Here is a 15249-nt window from a genome sequence, read left to right on the forward strand (position 1 = left end):
CCGACCAGCGGAGCGTCAGCGTGCGCGGATTCCGGCGGCTGCCCGGGCGACGGTCTCGGCGATGCGCCGTGCTCGCGTCTCCGGGCGCTTCGCGAGGGTGATCCATTCGAGGATCGTGCGGCGGGTGGACGGTGGGAAGGCCCGGAACTGCTCGTCCGCCCGCGGGTCGGCCGCGAGCGCGGCCTGCAGGTCGGGCGGGACGATCAGGTTCTGCGCGTCCGCCAGCAGGTCCCACGTGCCGGTCCGCCGGGCGTGCGCCACCAGCTCCTCCCCCGGCGCGCGCATCAGGCCGGCCGCGGTCAGCCGCTCGACCCGCTCGCGGTTCACCTTGCTCCAGGTGCTCCGCGGGTTCCGCGGCGTGAAGCACTGGTACGTCGTCCGCTCGTCGCGCCGGACCGTCTTGCTGTCGATCCACCCGAAGCACAGCGCGTGCTCGACCGCGGCCGCGAGGTTCAGGCCGTCGGCCTGGCGGTGCACCACGAGCCAGACGGATCGTTCACTCCGGCCGTTGGCTTCCAGCCAGGCACGCCACTGGTTCGCATCCACGCAGTCCAAGGTCTCCATGGGACCAGCTTGCGCCGGATAAGTGCTCATCCAATGAGCAGTTTTTCTCCGCGTTCGTGCGCGAGCAGCGCCCGCTTGCGCTCGATGCCGCCGCCGTACCCGGTGAGACTCCCGGTCGATCCGACCAGCCGGTGGCACGGGACGATGATGCTGACCGGGTTCTTCCCGTTGGCCAGTCCGACCGCGCGGGCCGACTGCGGCTTCAGCCCGAGGTCCGCGGCGAGACCGCCGTACGTCGTGGTCACGCCGTACGGGATGTCCTGGAGAGCGGCCCAGATCCGCCGCTGGAACTCCGTCCCGGTCAGGAGCAGCGGTACGTCGAAGGTCGTGCGGCCGTGGTGGAAGTACTCGTCGAGCTGCTCGGCCACCGCGGACAGGGCGGAGTCGTCGCGATCGCCGAACCTGGTCGGATCGGGGCGGTACCGCTGCTTGTCCATGAACAGGCCGGTCAGCTCGCCCGCGTCGGTGCCCACCAGGGTGAGCGGACCGAGCGGGCTGTCGACGACGGCGTACGTCACCGGGTGGACTCCCACTGCGCGCGGTCGATCCGGTAGAACACGTGCCGGCGCAGCCGATGGCCTTCCGGGATCCGCGGGTGGTCGAAGTCGCCGGGCTCGTCGTGCGTCATCCCGATCCGCTGCATCACCCGCTGGGACGGCAGGTTGGTGGTCGTGGTGAACGACACCACCTCGTCCAGCCCGCCCGGGCCGAACCCGTGCGCGAGCGCCGCGCGGGCCGCCTCGGTCGCATAACCGTTGCCCCAGGCACCTTTCGAGAGCCGCCAGCCGATCTCCACGGCCGGCATGAAGTGCGCCTCGAAGCTCGGCACCGACAACCCGGTGAACCCGATGAACTCACCGGTGTCCCGGACCTCCAGCGCCCACAGCCCCCAGCCGCGCTCATCGATCAGCGGCTGGTTTCGGTCGATCAGCGCGTCACTCTGCTCGCGCGTCTGCGGCGCCGGGAAGTGCTCCATCACCGCCGGGTCGGTGTTCAGCGCTGCGAACGGTTCCCGGTCGGAATCGCGCCAGTTCCGGAGCAGCAGGCGGTCGGTGGTCAGTTCGGTCATCGTCACTCCGCGGGGATCGTGTTGATCGCGTGGTCACCGGTGGCCCACAGGTACTGCACGGCGTACGCACGCCAGGGCCGCCACGCGCGGGCGTGGTCGGTCAGGAGTTTGGGGGCCTCGGGCAAGCCTAGGTCACGCGCGGCGTAACGGATACCGAGATCGCTGGCGACGAAGGCGTCCGGGTCACCGAGCGCGCGCATCGCGATCGACTCCACTGTCCAGGGCCCGATCCCGGGCAGGGCGGCCAGCTGCTCGCGCGCACGGTCCCAGTCGGCGCCGGCCCCGAGGTCGATCTCACCGGCGGCGAGCGTCGCGATCAGCGTGGTGAGCGTCGTACGGCGGGACTTCGGGAACGCCAGCGTCTCCGGGTCGAGCCCGGCCAGCGCCTGCATCGTCGGGAACAGGTGCGTGAGCCCGCCGGACGGGTCCTCGATCGGCTCGCCGTGCTGCAGGACCAGGCGCTGCGCGTGGGTCCGGGCCGCCGCCGTCGACACCTGCTGCCCGAGCACCGCCCGGACGGCGAACTCCTCGCCGTCGACGGTGTGCGGGACACGTCGGCCCGGGGCCTTCGCGATCAGCGGAGCGAGCACGGGATCGGTGGCGAGCAGGTCGTCGACGGCGACCGGGTCCGCGTCCAGGTCGAGCATCCGGCGGCAACGGCTGATCGCGATCGCGAGGTCGCGCTGGTCGGTCAGCGAGAGCTGGCAGGCGATGTGGTCCGGCATCGGTCGCAGCGCGACGACGCCGTGACCGTGCGGGAGCCGCAACGTGCGGCGGTAGTGACCGTCGCGCCACTCCTCCACCCCGGGCACGCCGGTCGCGATCAGATGGCCGAACAGGTTGTCGGGCGTCAACGGCGCGCGGAACGGGAGCCGGAGCGAGATCGTGCCGGGCGCCGCGGTCGTCGTCCCCCGGCGAGCCCGCCGGCGCAGCTCGGTCGGCGCCAGCGCGAAGACTTCCTGAACGGTCTCGTTGAACGTCCGTACGCTCGAGAACCCGGCGGCGAACGCGACGTCCGCCATCTGCAGCTCGCTCGTCTCGATCAGCAGGCGCGCGGTCTGTGCCCGCTGCGCACGGGCAAGCGCGAGCGGGCCGGCGCCGAGCTCGGCCTGGAGCTGGCGCTGCACCTGACGGACGCTGTAGCCGAGCTGGCCGGCCAGGCCCGGTACGCCGTCGCGGTCGACGACGCCGTCCGCGATCAGGCGCATCGCCCGCGCGACCAGGTCGGCGCGATCGTTCCACTCCGGCGAGCCCGGGCTCGCGTCCGGCCGGCACCGCTTGCAGGCCCGGAAACCGGCCTGCTGGGCGGCGGCCGCGCTCGGGTAGAACCGCATGTTCTCGACCTTCGGCGGCACCACCGGGCAACTCGGCCGGCAGTAGATCTTGGTCGTCAGCACCGCCGTGAAGAACCACCCGTCGAACCGGGCGTCCTTGGACTGCACCGCGCGGACGCATCGCTCCCTGCACTCGTACACGCCCTCCAGCATCCCTGCCGCCACCGACAGTCGCTAGCGGATTTACGACATGGAGGTGGAGGGCCGGTCGCGGGAATGCGACGCAAGGATCCGGTGGCGGATTCTCGCCAGCGTCGGCAGACCCGGGCCGCTGGACTGGAGACATGAACGAACTGATTGGCAAGAAGGCCCTGGTGACCGGCGGCAGCCGCGGAATCGGCGCGGCGACGGCGGTGGCGCTCGCGGAGCGCGGAGCGGACGTCGCGATCACGTACAACTCGTCCGCGGACGCCGCGGCCGCGGTGGTGAAGGAGATCGAGGCACTCGGGCGGCGCGGGTTCGCGTACGCCGTCGACTCGGGTGACGCGGTCGCGGTCGCGGACGGCGTCCGCCTGGCCGCGGAATCCCTGGGCGGGTTGGACATCCTGGTCAACAACGCCGGCGTCGGCGCGATCGCCCCGATCACCGATCTCGCACCGCAGGACGTCGACCGCGTGCTCGCCGTGAACATCCGGGGCGTGTACGCCGCCACGCAGGCCGCCGTACCGCTGCTGTCCGACGGGGCCCGCCTCATCCACCTGGGCAGCTGCGCGGCCGCGCGCGTGACGAGCCCCGGGATGACGCTGTACGCGATGAGCAAGGCCGCGCTGGTGGGCCTGAGCAAGGCGCTCGCCCGCGAGCTCGGCGCGCGCAACATCACCTCCAACGTCGTCCAGCCCGGACCGACCGACACCGACATGAATCCGTCCGACGGCCCGTTCGCGGCGCCCCAGATCGCCGACCTGGCCCTCGACCGCTTCGGCACCCCCGCCGAGGTGGCCGCCGCGGTCGCCTACCTGTCCGGCCCGCACGCCGCGTACATCACCGGCACCGAGCTCACCATCGACGGCGGGCACACCGCCTGATCCGGTGCCTCCGGACAGGAGGTGTCCGCACGACAGGTAGTACAGCTGAGCGCAATCGCCGCCGCGCGTACAGCGTCTCGCAGGTGCACTACCTGTCGAGCGGTCCCCCGCTCCTGACGGTGGGTGGGGTTACCGTCGGGTGGGTGAAGTTTTCGGTGACGGTGGGGGCGGCAGGGGTCGGGCGGGATCCGCGCGGGCTGGCGGAGCTTGCTCGAGTGGTGGAGGACTCCGGGTGGGACGGGTGCTTCCTGGAGGACTACCTCGTCTACCAGGGGGACGCGTCCCAGCCGACGTACGACCCGTGGATCTGTCTGGCCGCCATGGCGATGGCCACCGAGAGGATCCGGATCGGGACGACCGTCACTCCACTGCCTCGGCGCCGGCCGTGGAAGGTGGCGGCGGAGGCGGTCGCCCTGGATCAGCTGTCCGGCGGACGGATGATCCTCGGCGTCGGGATCGGGGATCCGGGCGATCCGTTCCTGGAGGGCAGGAGTCCGCGGGTGCTGGCGGAGATGCTCGACGAAGGGCTGGCGATCATCGACGAGCTGTGGACGGGCCGGCCGGTGACCTTCCGCGGGAAGCACTACACGCTGGAGAACGCACAGCTGACGGCGCGGCCGGTGCAGACGCCGCGGATACCGATCTGGGTCGGAGGCAACTTTCTTGTGCCCGCGGTGCGGCGGCGGATCCTGCGGTGGGACGGATCGTGTGCTTACAAAGGCAGTACGGACGCACCGCAGCAGATCACGCCCGATGATGTCGTCGGGCTGTTGGCAGCGGGCGCGTCCGACGTGAAGGTGAGTGGCGGGGACCCGAGCGCGTTCGCGGTGGCGGGTGCCACGTGGTGGGGGCGGTGGATCGCGCCGATGCCGGCGGACGAGACCCTGGCGATCGTGCGCCAGGGGCCGCCGGCGCTCTGAACCGTTGACAGCGCGACGGCTCCGGTGCAGACTGCGGATGTTTTTAACGTTCAAAACCCCCGTGGGAGGTCGCTGTGGCTACCTTGAAGCAGGTTGCCGCCCACGCGGAGGTCTCCGTGCAGACGGTGTCGAACGCGCTGAACGCTCCGCACCGCCTCCGCCCGGACACGCTCGAACGGGTGAACCGCTCGATCGAGCTGCTCAACTACCGGCCCAATCGTAACGCCCGCAGTCTGCGCACCAGCGCGGTCGAACTGATCGGGTACTGCGTGCCGAGCTGGCCGAACCAGACGCACCTGGTGATGGACCAGTTCCTGCACGCGCTGTGCGCCGCCGCGGAACGCACCGGCCGGCACATCCTCCTGTTCACCGCACCGGGCGGCGTCGACGGCATGCCGACGTACGACGACCTGCACGCGCGCCGGCTGGTCGACGGGTTCGTGCTGTCGCAGACCGAGACGCACGACGCGCGGCACGGGTGGCTGAAACAGCAGGGCATCCCGTTCGTCAGCTTCGGCCGGGTGTGGAAGGAAACCACTCAGCCCGGTGCCTGGGTCGACGTCGACGGTGCCGCCGGCTCCGCGACGGCGGTCCGGCACCTGCACGCGACCGGCCGTCGCCGGATCGCGTTCCTGGGCTGGCCGAAGACGTCGGGCCTGGCCGAGGACCGGGCCGGCGGGTGGCGCGACGCGTGCACGGACCTCGGGCTGCCGACCGCCGGGCTGGCGGTCCGTTGCCGCGAGGACACCATCGAGGACGGCGCCCGCGCGACCGCGCGGCTGCTCGACGACGACGGCGCCGTCGACGGGATCGTTGCCCTGAGCGACATCCTCGCGCTCGGCGCGCTCCGCGAGCTGACCCGCCGCGGTCTCGCTCCCGGCCGCGACGTCGGCGTCACCGGCTTCGACGACTCGCCGCTCGCGGAAGTCGTCTCCCCCGGCCTGACCAGCCTCCGGCAACCGATGGAACAGATCGCCGAGGAGCTGATCACGATCCTGACCGGTGGGCCTGGTGAAACCGCACGCGCCGGACGTCTGCTGCAACCGGAACTGGTGATCAGGGGCAGCTCGGCCCCTGGCTGATATTCGGCGCTTCTCCCCGGGCGCCGCGAGAAGGAGGAACCGCCATGACTCCCTATCCGACCAACCGAAGTAGCTCCGCCCCGCCCCGAAGCAGACCGGCCCGCCGGACCGCCGGGATCGCTCTGCTGGCCGCCGCGACCGTTCTGGCCGGCACCGCCTCCGCGATCGCCGGACCGGCCGCCGGGTCCTCGACCACAACCGCCGTCGCCACCGGCGGGTCCGAACTCTCCGAGACCACGCGCCTGACCGATCGCCGCTCGCTGGTCGTCGGCGACCGGGCCTACGCGATGGGCGACGAGTCCGGCCTGTACCCCGCCGCCGGGTGGCACGTCCGCGGCGAGATGGGCGGCTTCTGGTCGCAGCCGATCAAGCTCCTCGACGGCATCTGGTTCGGCCTCGACGGGAACTGGCTCGGCAAGCAGATGCCGGCCGCGAAGTACACCAGCGGGCACGGTTACAGCCGGATCGACTACTCCGGCGCGGTGAACGTCCGCCGTACCGACTTCGTGCCGGACGGCATCCGCGCGACGCTCGTCGGTCTCACGCTCAGCTCGAGTACGGCGAAGACGGTCACGCTCGACGTCGACGCGCACTCCGAACTCATGCAGTCGTACCCGTGGGGCTGGACCACGCCGAGCGCCGCCGACGCGAACCTCCCGGACACCGGCGACTTCACCGGCAGCGCACTGCGCTTCCGCGAACAAGGCACCCCGACGTACCCGAACGCCGCCGCCCACGACTACGCCGCGTTCGTCGGATCGTCCCTGCGTCCGTCGGACCACCAACTCGGTCCGGATCACCGCGGACCGCAGAGCCCGGCGGTGATCTGCCCGGCCGACGGTACGACACCCGCGCGGTGCGACGACTCGCTCGTCGGCAAGGGCACGGGCGGCCGGCTCACCTACGACGTACCGCTCGCGGCCGGACAGTCGAAGACCATCTGGTTCGCGGTCGCCGGATCCGATCAGGGCAGCGGCGCCGCGGAGCGCGAGTTCGGCAAGGCGTTGAGCAACCCGGAGAAGTTGCTGCGGGCAAAGACCTCCGCACGGCAGCTGATCGACGCGCAGTCCGCAGTGGACCTTCCTGGTGACCGGCTGCTGCAGCAGAGCGTCGAGTGGAGCAAGCAGAACCTCGCGGACTCGGTCCAGGAGGCGCGCAACCTGCGGATCCGGGACGTGAACGAGGGCAAGGACTACCCGGCACCGGTCGGGACCGTCCCGGCCGCGCGCTGGTTCGGCGCCGGCTTCCCGGACTACCCCTGGCTGTTCGCGACCGATGGCGAATACACCGCGTTCGCGGCCGTCGCGGCCGGTCAGTTCGACACGGTGAAGGAACACCTGCGCGCACTCCGCGACGTCAGCGACCTGCTCAACCAGCGCAGCGGCAAGGTCGCGCACGAGGTGACGCCGACCGGTGACGTGTACTTCGGGTCGAACCAGAGCGCCGGCAACACCGACGAGACGGTCAAGTTCCCGAGCACGGTCGCGCTGCTGTGGCGGTGGACGGGCGACGACAAGTTCCGCGACGAGATGTACGACTTCAGCGTCCGGAACCTGCAGTACGTGTACCGCGAGCTCGACAAGGACAACGACGGCTGGCCCGAGGGCCTGGCGAACGTCGAGCGCGCCGGGATGGGTGTCGAGAAGCTCGACAGCACCGTGTACCTGGCCCGCGGCCTGCGGGACCTGGCCGACCTGGCCGCGTCCAAGCACGACACGAAGGTGCAGCAGTGGGCGACTGCCCGGGCGACCGGCCTCGAGTCCAAGTTCGAGGCGCAGTGGTGGGTGCCGGCCGCGAAGGGGTACGCCGACTCGGTCGACGACCCCGCCGATCCGGCGAACGACAACACGCCGATCTTCCAGCGGCACTGGATCGGCGTCACGCCGATGGAAGCGGTGCTGACCCGGCCGGGACAGACCTCGCCGCTCGCGTCGGACGCGCACGCGCGGATCGCCCTCGACCAGCGCGAAACCACCTGCTACACGGGCGAGTTCGGCCTGTTCCACACCGGCACCGGCCCGACGTCGGCCGAGGGCGGCAACCGCGGCGACTCCTGCGACCCGATCGTGTCGCAGGTACAGAGCGAGCGCAGCATCTTCGGCCTGAACACCTCCATCATGGCCGTTGCTGAGGGCAACTTCGGGCGGCTGGGCACGAAGCAGCAGCAGGTCTACACCACGGGCAACGCGCGGATCCAGCTCGACCCGTCGGTCTGGGAACTGCCCGGCGCGATGCCGGAGATCGCCCCGTCGCCCGACTCCGCAGCGAACATCGGCCGGCCGTTCTACGACCGCTCGATGGCACTGCAGGCCTGGGGCGCGTACGGGATCCTCTGGCCGGTGATCCACCAGCAGCTCGGCGTCGACCCTGATTTGGGCCACGGCCGGATCGCCGTCGTACCGCAGCTGCCGGAAGGTCAGCAGAAGGTTGCCGGTAGCAATATCAAGGTCGGTCATGGAGCCGTCGATGTGTCGGCACGCCTTACAAATAAGGCATTGTCGACCGAGGTGACCGCGAAGGGCGTCGGCGCGGCGCTCACGGTCGGCGCCGTACTGCCGAAGGGCGCGACGGTGCGGAGCGTGGCGGTCGACGGTCACGCGGCGACGTACCAGCTCGTCACGACCAGCCGTGGAACGGAGGTCCGGGTGCCGGCGCGCGGTGCGCACACGGCGCTCACCATCACGCTGCAGTGAGTCGGACCTGAGCTGAGCCCTGGCCGGCCGGTGCGCGACCGTTCCGCGCACCGGCCGGCCTTGTGCTGTCCGGATATCGGCACTGCGGAGTCTTCGAGCGGACCAGAAAGCGGGCCCCTCCGAGTATGAGTCGGAGGGGCCCGCACAGCTGAAGGAAAGTGACGTCTCCAGCTTCCCGAAGCGGGTCCGTAGATGCCGGCAGACCCCGTCACCGGTCTACCTCGGTGGGGATCCCCACCGCGAGGGCACTCGGTTTCCGTTCGACCCGCCACCCCGATCGAAGTAGCGTGTCGATATTTCTACCGCTGCCGACGGGCCCGCACAACCCCTTCCAGGCAGCAGTTTTCCGTCGTCCACAATGATTGTGCACCCATCCACAGAATTGGTCCGAGTTATACACACCCCCTGTGCATAACGTCCCTCAACCTTTCGTTGGTTTGACTGCCATCGGTCGCAGAACGCGATAGCCGGCGTACACACCGAGTGCGCTGACGACGAGGACCGCCGGTACCGCGATCGCGAGCGGCGGACGGCGGTACCCGATGTTGTCGAGCACGTCCGCGAGCCACTGGGCGACGAGCAGGAACTCGGCCGCCGCGGCCGGCAGCAGCGCGAGCGGCAGCAGCACGATGCCGCGCCAGGCCCCGAACCGGACGAACGTGATACCGAGCAGCCAGCCGGTGACCTCGTGCGACAGGATCAGCAGGAAGAACTCGGCGAAGATCAGGCCGGCCTGCGTCGTGCTGGTGAACAGGTGCGGGTTCGTCATCGTGTCGGGCCAGCCCTGCGCCGCGTAAAGCAAGCGTTCCAGCTGATACATCAGCACCCAGAGCAGCGAGGTGCCGGCCGCGGCACCCGCCAGATAGATGCCTGAGGCAAACGAAAACATCCGGCGAGTGATGCCCTGGGAGATCAGCAACGCGAAGTACGCCGGGGTGACGGTGATGCCGACGGCCATCGAGAAGTACTTTGGCGACTGGGTTCCGTAGTCCCACGCGCTGGTGGTGACGCCGCTGGTGACGAGTTGGACGGCGAGTCCTCCGAAGAACAACGCGACCACCATCACGGCCCAGTAGCCGAGCAGCATCGGCCGGAGACCGATGACCAGCGACCACAGCACGTTCTTCAACCGGTGTACGTCGGTGGCGCCCCGCGGCAACGCCCTGCTCCGAACCGCCGTGCTCATGCCTTTGCTCCCGTGAGGTGGACGAAGAGGTCCTGCAGACCGACCGGGCCGATCTCGAGGCCGGCCGCGGTCGCCTGCGCGAGCAACGCCGGGTCGAGGTCACCGAGGACAGTGGTCGACTTGGTCCCGCCCAGTCGCTCCTCCGCGAGCACGGTGAAGCCCGCGGTGAACTCGTCGACCGCCGCGGCCGGTCCAACGATCGAGGCGCCGCGACCGCGCAGCGCGTCCACCGGCGACTGGGTGACGAGTCGGCCCCGGTCGAGGATCAGGACCTCCTCGAGCATCGGGCTCACCTCGCTGACCAGATGGGTGGACAGCACGATCGTGCGCGGCACTTCGGCGTAGTCGGCGAGCAGCATGTCGTAGAACAGGTTCCGCGACGGCACGTCCATGCCCAGGTAGCTCTCGTCGAAGATGGTCAGCGGGGCGCGGCTGGCGATGCCGACGACGACACCGAGCGCGGACTTCTTACCGCGGGACAGCTTCTGGATCTTCTTGTTCAGCGGGATCTCGAAGCGGTCCAGGAGGTCGCCGGCGAGGTCGGCATCCCAGTACGGGCGCAGCGCGGCGGCGAGCCCGACGGCGTACTTCACCGGTACGGCGTCCGGGCGGTCGCCGGACTCGCGGATCAGGCAGACGCGGCTGGTGACGACGGCGTTCTCGTACGGCTCCTGCGCCGCGCCGAGGTCGCCGCCCTCGATCAGCACCCGCCCCTCGTCGGGCCGCCGGAACCCGGCCAGGGTCGCGGCGAGCGTGCTCTTGCCGGAACCGTTACGGCCGAGCAGCCCGTGGATCTTCCCCGGCGCCAGCCGCAGGTCGAGCCGGTCCAGCGCGGGCACACCGGCGAACCGGACCGAAACGTTCTCGGTCCTGACAGTCAGGGCGGTCATCAGGCGTCTCCGTAGGTCCGGACGTGCTGGACGATGTCTTGCAGCGGGACGCCGATCGCCTTCGCCTCGCGGATCATCGGGTCGACGACGTCGGCGAAGAACGAGTCGCGGCGGCCGGTGCGGAGCAGGTCGCGGGCGTTCGGCGTGACGAACATGCCGATCCCGCGCTTCTTGTAGAGGATGCCGTCGTCGACCAGCTGGGCGAATCCCTTGGCCGCGGTCGCCGGGTTGATCCGGTAGAAGGCGGCGTACTGATTGGTCGACATCACCTGTTCGTCCTCGGCCAGCGCGCCGGAGACGATGTCGTTCTTGATCTGCTCGGCGATCTGCAGGTAGATCGGACTCCGGTCGTCGAACATCACCCACCCCCTTCCTCGGTTCGTTACCTGAGTAAGGAACCGTAGCGCCTGACCGGGTCACCCACCCGCGGAGTACTGCGACTGCTGGAGAGACTTCTTCAGCGCCGGTACGACGGGACCGACGCGGACCGCGAGCTGCGCCAGGCGGTCCTTGTGGCGGGTGCGCTGGTCCTTCGTCAGCACCGTGCGCAGAGCCGCCGTCGACGCGAGGACGACGACGGACGCGTCCCGGAGGTCCACGCGGGACACGAGCCGGGACGGTCGCAACGTGTCATGGGCGCTCTGCAGCAGGTGGCGGCGTACCAGCGGATGGCGCAGCGTGATGCGGTCCGCCGGGAAGATCCCGAGCACCCGGCGCGGCTCGACCTTGATCAGTCGCGCGCGGGCGAGCTCGTCCCGAACCTGCCGCACGGTCGCACCACCCCGCCGATCGATCCAGTGCCGCCAGCGCCGTGGGCCGGTCGCGCGCAGCTCCTCGAGGACCGCCGCGGCCACCGGGTTCGCGGGCGCCGGGGCGTTGGTCACCCGTGCGCGGCCGTCCTCGTCGACCAGGTTTCCCTGCAGCAGGAGATCGACCAGCACCGCCGCCCGGACAACCTTCCCGAGCTTCGACCGCGCCGTCAGCCGCCCCTTCGCTGGATCGTAGGCGAGCAGGAAAACCCTGGCGGCGATGGAATCCGGCACCCCAGTGTTGCCAAGAGCAACAACTGGCCTGCCGGCCCCGCGTGCCCTCCCGGTCGCACCAGCCGGCCCGGCGGGAAGACGGGGACCCAGCCGGCCTGCAGTCCTCACCGAACCTCGCCGCCCGCCCCTCCGCGCCGCCGGGTCCGCCCCGGCCGGCGCACTGCGTCTAGTCATCGGCTTCCTCCTTGGACGGCCGGCCCGGGCGGCGCTGTTTGGTCACGCCGCTCGGCAAGCGGCCGGCCTCGGCCAATGCCCGGCGGAGCAGATACTCGATCTGGGCGTTGGTGCTGCGCAGGTCGTCGGCCGCCCACCGGGCCAGCGCGTCGTGCACCGCGGGATCCAGCCGGAGCAGGACCTTCTTCCGTTCGACGGCCACGACGGGCTCACTGGTACAGCGAGCCGGTATTGACCACCGGCTGCGCGTCGCGATCGCCGCACAGCACCACCATCAGATTGCTCACCATGGTCGCCTTGCGCTCCTCGTCCAGCTCGACCACCTCGTGCTCCGACAGCCGGTCCAGCGCCAGCTCGACCATGCCGACGGCGCCCTCGACGATCCGCTGGCGGGCCGCGACGACCGCACCGGCCTGCTGGCGGCGCAGCATCGCCTGGGCGATCTCCGGCGCATACGCGAGGTGGGTGATGCGGGACTCGATCACCCGGACACCGGCCGCCTGGACGCGCGCGGCGATCTCCGCCGACAGCTTCTCGGTGATCTCGTCGGTGCTGTCCCGCAGCGACAGGCCGCCGTCGTCGGTGTGCACGTCGTACGGATAGCTGTTGGCGATGTGCCGGACAGCGGTCTCGGTCTGGATGGCCACGAACTCGACGAAGTCGTCCACCTCGAACGTCGCCTGCGCGGTGTCCTCGACCTGCCACACCACGACCGCGGCGATCTCGATCGGGTTGCCGTCGGCATCGTTGACCTTGGCAACAGCCGTCTCGTGGTTGCGGATCCGGGTGGAGACCTCACGCCGCGAGGACAGCGGGTGCACCCAGCGCAGGCCGTCCGTCCGGATGGTTCCGGCATACCGCCCGAGGATCTGCAGCACCCGGGCCCGACCCGGCGAGACCGCGGTCAGCCCGGCGGCGACGATCAACGCGGCCAGGAAGACCAGGATCCCGAGTGTGATCAGCACGCCGTTCCCGTCACCGGCGCCGAGCACGAACACCAGCACGCCGACCACCGCGAGCACGAACGCGAGCCCCGCCATCGGCCACCCGTTCAGCTCCCACCCGGAACGCTCGACGACCTTCGGGGCCGGCATCTCCACCGCGACATCCACCATCACATGCTCCTCTCGAATAGCTCCAAGGTAGCAAAGTGATATCACATTTACAACAGGCGGCCGCCAGGACGCGGGGACTGGGAGCTGTCAGGGCAGCCGGGTGGCGAGGGATTCGAGGTGCGACTGCCACAGCGTGGAGTGCGAGTTCGGGAGCGGGTCGATGGCCGACGGACCCCAGGCGTGGATGGGGCGGATGCCGTGCAGCGCGTTCAGGAGCCAGGCCTCGGTGCTGTTCTGCAGGGCCTGCGGAGTGATCGAGCGTTCGATGATCTCGACGCCCTGCGCCGCGGCGATCCGGCGCAGCAACTGGGCAGTGACCGACGCGAGCAACGGACGGTCGGACTCCGGGAAGCAGAGGGTGTCGTCCTCCCACCACGCGACGGCCGAATACGCGGCCTCGAGGACCGTCCCGTCGGCGTCCAGCAGCAGGATCTCGTCGGCACGATCGGCCGCGGACTCCTTCAACTTGCCGAGCAGCTCGAGATCCGGCCCCTTCACCCGCGGCGCGGTCCGCGGATCCGGCCCGTCGTGAACGGCGACCCGCACCCGGCCGCCGATCGGCGGCGCCGGGCGAAGCTGGACGGCGAGCTCACCCGAAGCGCGCAGCTCGAAGCGCGGGAACCAGCGCCCGAACCCGGGCAGCCGCCCGATCTGCTCGTCCCAGTACCGCTCCGCGGCCACCCCCGCCGCGGCACCCGACCGGACGAACCGCTCCCGATGCAGTTCCAGCCCCCGAACCTTGCCATTGGCAACCAGGAACGAGTCCGCCACCTGCAGTTCCGTCATTCTCCCCCACCTTGTCCGCCGACGGCAGCCTGTGCCTTCAGCACCATTTCCTCGTACTCCGCGACCGGGTCGGAATCGAGCACGATCGCACCGCCCGCCCCGACCACGGTCTCGTCCGGCGTCAGCACCGCCGTCCGGATCACCACGCTGAGATCCGCCCGCCCGTCCACGCCCAGGTAGCCGAGCGCGCCCGAGTACACCCCGCGCGCACTCGACTCGAGCTCGTCGATGATCTCCATGGTGCGGATCTTCGGCGCGCCCGTCATCGATCCCGGCGGGAAGCACGCCCGGACGGCGTCGACCGCGGTCACGCCGTCGCGCAGCCGTCCGCGCACCGTCGTCACCAGCTGGTGCACGGTGCGGTAGCTCTCGACCTGCATCAGCTGCGGAACCGTCACGGTCCCCGGCACGCTGACCCGGCCGAGGTCGTTGCGGATCAGGTCGACGATCATCAGGTTCTCGGCGCGGGTCTTGTCGTCCTCGGCCAGCGCCTTCGCCGCGAGCTGGTCCTGCGCCGGGTCGAGGTCGCGTGGCGCGGTCCCCTTGATCGGCCGGCACTCGGCCCACCCGTCCGCGTCCACGGTCAGGAACCGTTCCGGCGACGAGCTGGCCACGGCGAGATCGCCGTACCGGAGGAAGGCGGCGTACGGCGCCGGGTTCGCGGACCGTTGCCAGCGGAAGAACTCGAACGGGTCCGGCACGGCCGGCAGGCGGATCCGGTTCGTCAGATTGACCTCGTACGTCTGGCCGGCCTCGAGCTCGGCCAGGACGCGCGCGATACCGGCCAGGTACGTCGCCCGGTCCTGCTCCAGGTGCGCCTCGAGATCCATCCGGGCGATCGCCGGGACGTCGACGCTGCCCATCCACCAGTTCGACGCGGCCTCCTCGGCCCGGTCCAGCCAGTCCTCGCCGCCGTCGAGCGCGACCAGGTACGTGAGGTCGCGGTCATGGTCGATGACCAGGAACCGGTCCGCCCAGATCCACAGCGCGTCCGGCGTCGGGGCCTCGTGCGCGGTCGCTCCCCCGGTCAGGGCCTTGAGCTCGTAGCCGAAGTAACCGACGTACCCGCCGCAGAACAGCCCGGTCAGCTCGGGCGGCGGCTCCGCGGCCCGGGCCGCGAGCAGCTCGTTCAGCTCGGCGAAGACGTCGCCGTCGGCCACGTCCCGGACCACGACGTCGGCGCCGGCCGTCGTCCCGAGGACCGAGATCCGCCGGGACGCGCGGTCGGTCAGGCTGCCGTCGAGCCAGAACGCGACCGGTTCGCCGGCCAGCAGCTCGCGGTAGACCGTCTCACCGTCGAGCGCCCGGTCGAGCGTCCGGACGGACCAGCGCAGCGCACTCACGAGCACACCGTACCGACTGGCGGCC

The 15249-nt window shown here is 70.6% G+C and carries 16 protein-coding genes; 4 read left to right on the forward strand and 12 right to left on the reverse strand.

All coding sequences use genetic code 11. The annotated features are described in order from the left end of the window. Positions 1-15: 15 nt before the first annotated feature. The 4 genes from AB0I12_RS09920 to AB0I12_RS09935 are packed head-to-tail and all read right to left on the reverse strand — an operon-like array spanning position 16 to position 3108. Positions 16-564, reverse strand: a complete 549-nt coding sequence (locus tag AB0I12_RS09920) for a YdeI/OmpD-associated family protein (protein WP_359927161.1) — start codon at positions 562-564, stop codon at positions 16-18. A 26-nt stretch (positions 565-590) separates the two neighbouring features. Further along, positions 591-1082, reverse strand: coding sequence for a methylated-DNA--[protein]-cysteine S-methyltransferase (locus tag AB0I12_RS09925; protein WP_359927164.1), 492 nt, complete (start codon positions 1080-1082; stop codon positions 591-593). Further along, positions 1079-1633, reverse strand: a complete 555-nt coding sequence (locus AB0I12_RS09930; protein ID WP_359927167.1) for a GNAT family N-acetyltransferase — start codon at positions 1631-1633, stop codon at positions 1079-1081. The genes AB0I12_RS09925 and AB0I12_RS09930 overlap by 4 nt, the downstream gene beginning before the upstream one ends. A gap of 2 nt (positions 1634-1635) precedes the next feature. Next, positions 1636-3108, reverse strand: coding sequence for an AlkA N-terminal domain-containing protein (locus tag AB0I12_RS09935; protein ID WP_359927169.1), 1473 nt, complete (start codon positions 3106-3108; stop codon positions 1636-1638). A gap of 143 nt (positions 3109-3251) precedes the next feature. On the opposite strand from AB0I12_RS09935, the gene AB0I12_RS09940 reads away from it, so the two are divergent. From AB0I12_RS09940 to AB0I12_RS09955, 4 genes are all read left to right on the forward strand, one after another. Beyond that, a complete protein-coding gene (locus AB0I12_RS09940; RefSeq protein ID WP_359927172.1) occupies positions 3252-3992 on the forward strand; it encodes an SDR family oxidoreductase in 741 nt (246 codons plus the stop codon). A 143-nt stretch (positions 3993-4135) separates the two neighbouring features. Beyond that, positions 4136-4912: an LLM class flavin-dependent oxidoreductase gene (locus AB0I12_RS09945; protein WP_359927174.1), complete on the forward strand. Its 777-nt coding sequence runs from the start codon at positions 4136-4138 to the stop codon at positions 4910-4912. A 74-nt stretch (positions 4913-4986) separates the two neighbouring features. Then, positions 4987-5994 carry a LacI family DNA-binding transcriptional regulator gene (locus tag AB0I12_RS09950; protein WP_359927176.1) on the forward strand — a complete coding sequence of 336 codons (1008 nt, stop codon included), beginning with the start codon at positions 4987-4989 and terminating at the stop codon, positions 5992-5994. 44 nt (positions 5995-6038) lie between these two features. Beyond that, on the forward strand, positions 6039-8687 hold the full coding sequence (locus AB0I12_RS09955; protein ID WP_359927179.1) for a glycogen debranching protein: 2649 nt from the start codon (positions 6039-6041) through the stop codon (positions 8685-8687). 421 nt (positions 8688-9108) lie between these two features. Here the strand turns inward: AB0I12_RS09955 and AB0I12_RS09960 are convergent, their stop codons facing one another. From AB0I12_RS09960 to pabB, 8 genes are all read right to left on the reverse strand, one after another. Beyond that, a complete protein-coding gene (locus AB0I12_RS09960) occupies positions 9109-9873 on the reverse strand; it encodes a hypothetical protein (RefSeq protein WP_359927182.1) in 765 nt (254 codons plus the stop codon). Continuing rightward, positions 9870-10763: an ABC transporter ATP-binding protein gene (locus AB0I12_RS09965; protein WP_359927184.1), complete on the reverse strand. Its 894-nt coding sequence runs from the start codon at positions 10761-10763 to the stop codon at positions 9870-9872. Before AB0I12_RS09965 ends, AB0I12_RS09960 begins: the two co-directional genes overlap by 4 nt. Further along, on the reverse strand, positions 10763-11122 hold the full coding sequence (locus tag AB0I12_RS09970) for a GntR family transcriptional regulator (RefSeq protein ID WP_359927186.1): 360 nt from the start codon (positions 11120-11122) through the stop codon (positions 10763-10765). The genes AB0I12_RS09965 and AB0I12_RS09970 overlap by 1 nt, the downstream gene beginning before the upstream one ends. Positions 11123-11179: 57 nt before the next feature. Next, positions 11180-11806, reverse strand: a complete 627-nt coding sequence (locus AB0I12_RS09975) for a GPP34 family phosphoprotein (protein ID WP_359927188.1) — start codon at positions 11804-11806, stop codon at positions 11180-11182. A 166-nt stretch (positions 11807-11972) separates the two neighbouring features. Continuing rightward, a complete protein-coding gene (locus tag AB0I12_RS09980; protein WP_359927191.1) occupies positions 11973-12182 on the reverse strand; it encodes a hypothetical protein in 210 nt (69 codons plus the stop codon). A 7-nt stretch (positions 12183-12189) separates the two neighbouring features. After that, positions 12190-13095: an SPFH domain-containing protein gene (locus AB0I12_RS09985; RefSeq protein WP_359927193.1), complete on the reverse strand. Its 906-nt coding sequence runs from the start codon at positions 13093-13095 to the stop codon at positions 12190-12192. Between the two features lie 87 nt (positions 13096-13182). After that, on the reverse strand, positions 13183-13881 hold the full coding sequence (locus tag AB0I12_RS09990) for an aminotransferase class IV (RefSeq protein ID WP_359927196.1): 699 nt from the start codon (positions 13879-13881) through the stop codon (positions 13183-13185). Beyond that, positions 13878-15224 (reverse strand): aminodeoxychorismate synthase component I, encoded by a 1347-nt coding sequence (gene pabB / locus AB0I12_RS09995; RefSeq protein WP_359927198.1) that lies wholly within the window; start codon positions 15222-15224, stop codon positions 13878-13880. The genes AB0I12_RS09990 and pabB overlap by 4 nt, the downstream gene beginning before the upstream one ends. Positions 15225-15249 lie beyond the last annotated feature (25 nt).

Source organism: Kribbella sp. NPDC050459, assembly GCF_040655315.1.
In the GTDB taxonomy this organism is placed as follows: domain Bacteria; phylum Actinomycetota; class Actinomycetes; order Propionibacteriales; family Kribbellaceae; genus Kribbella.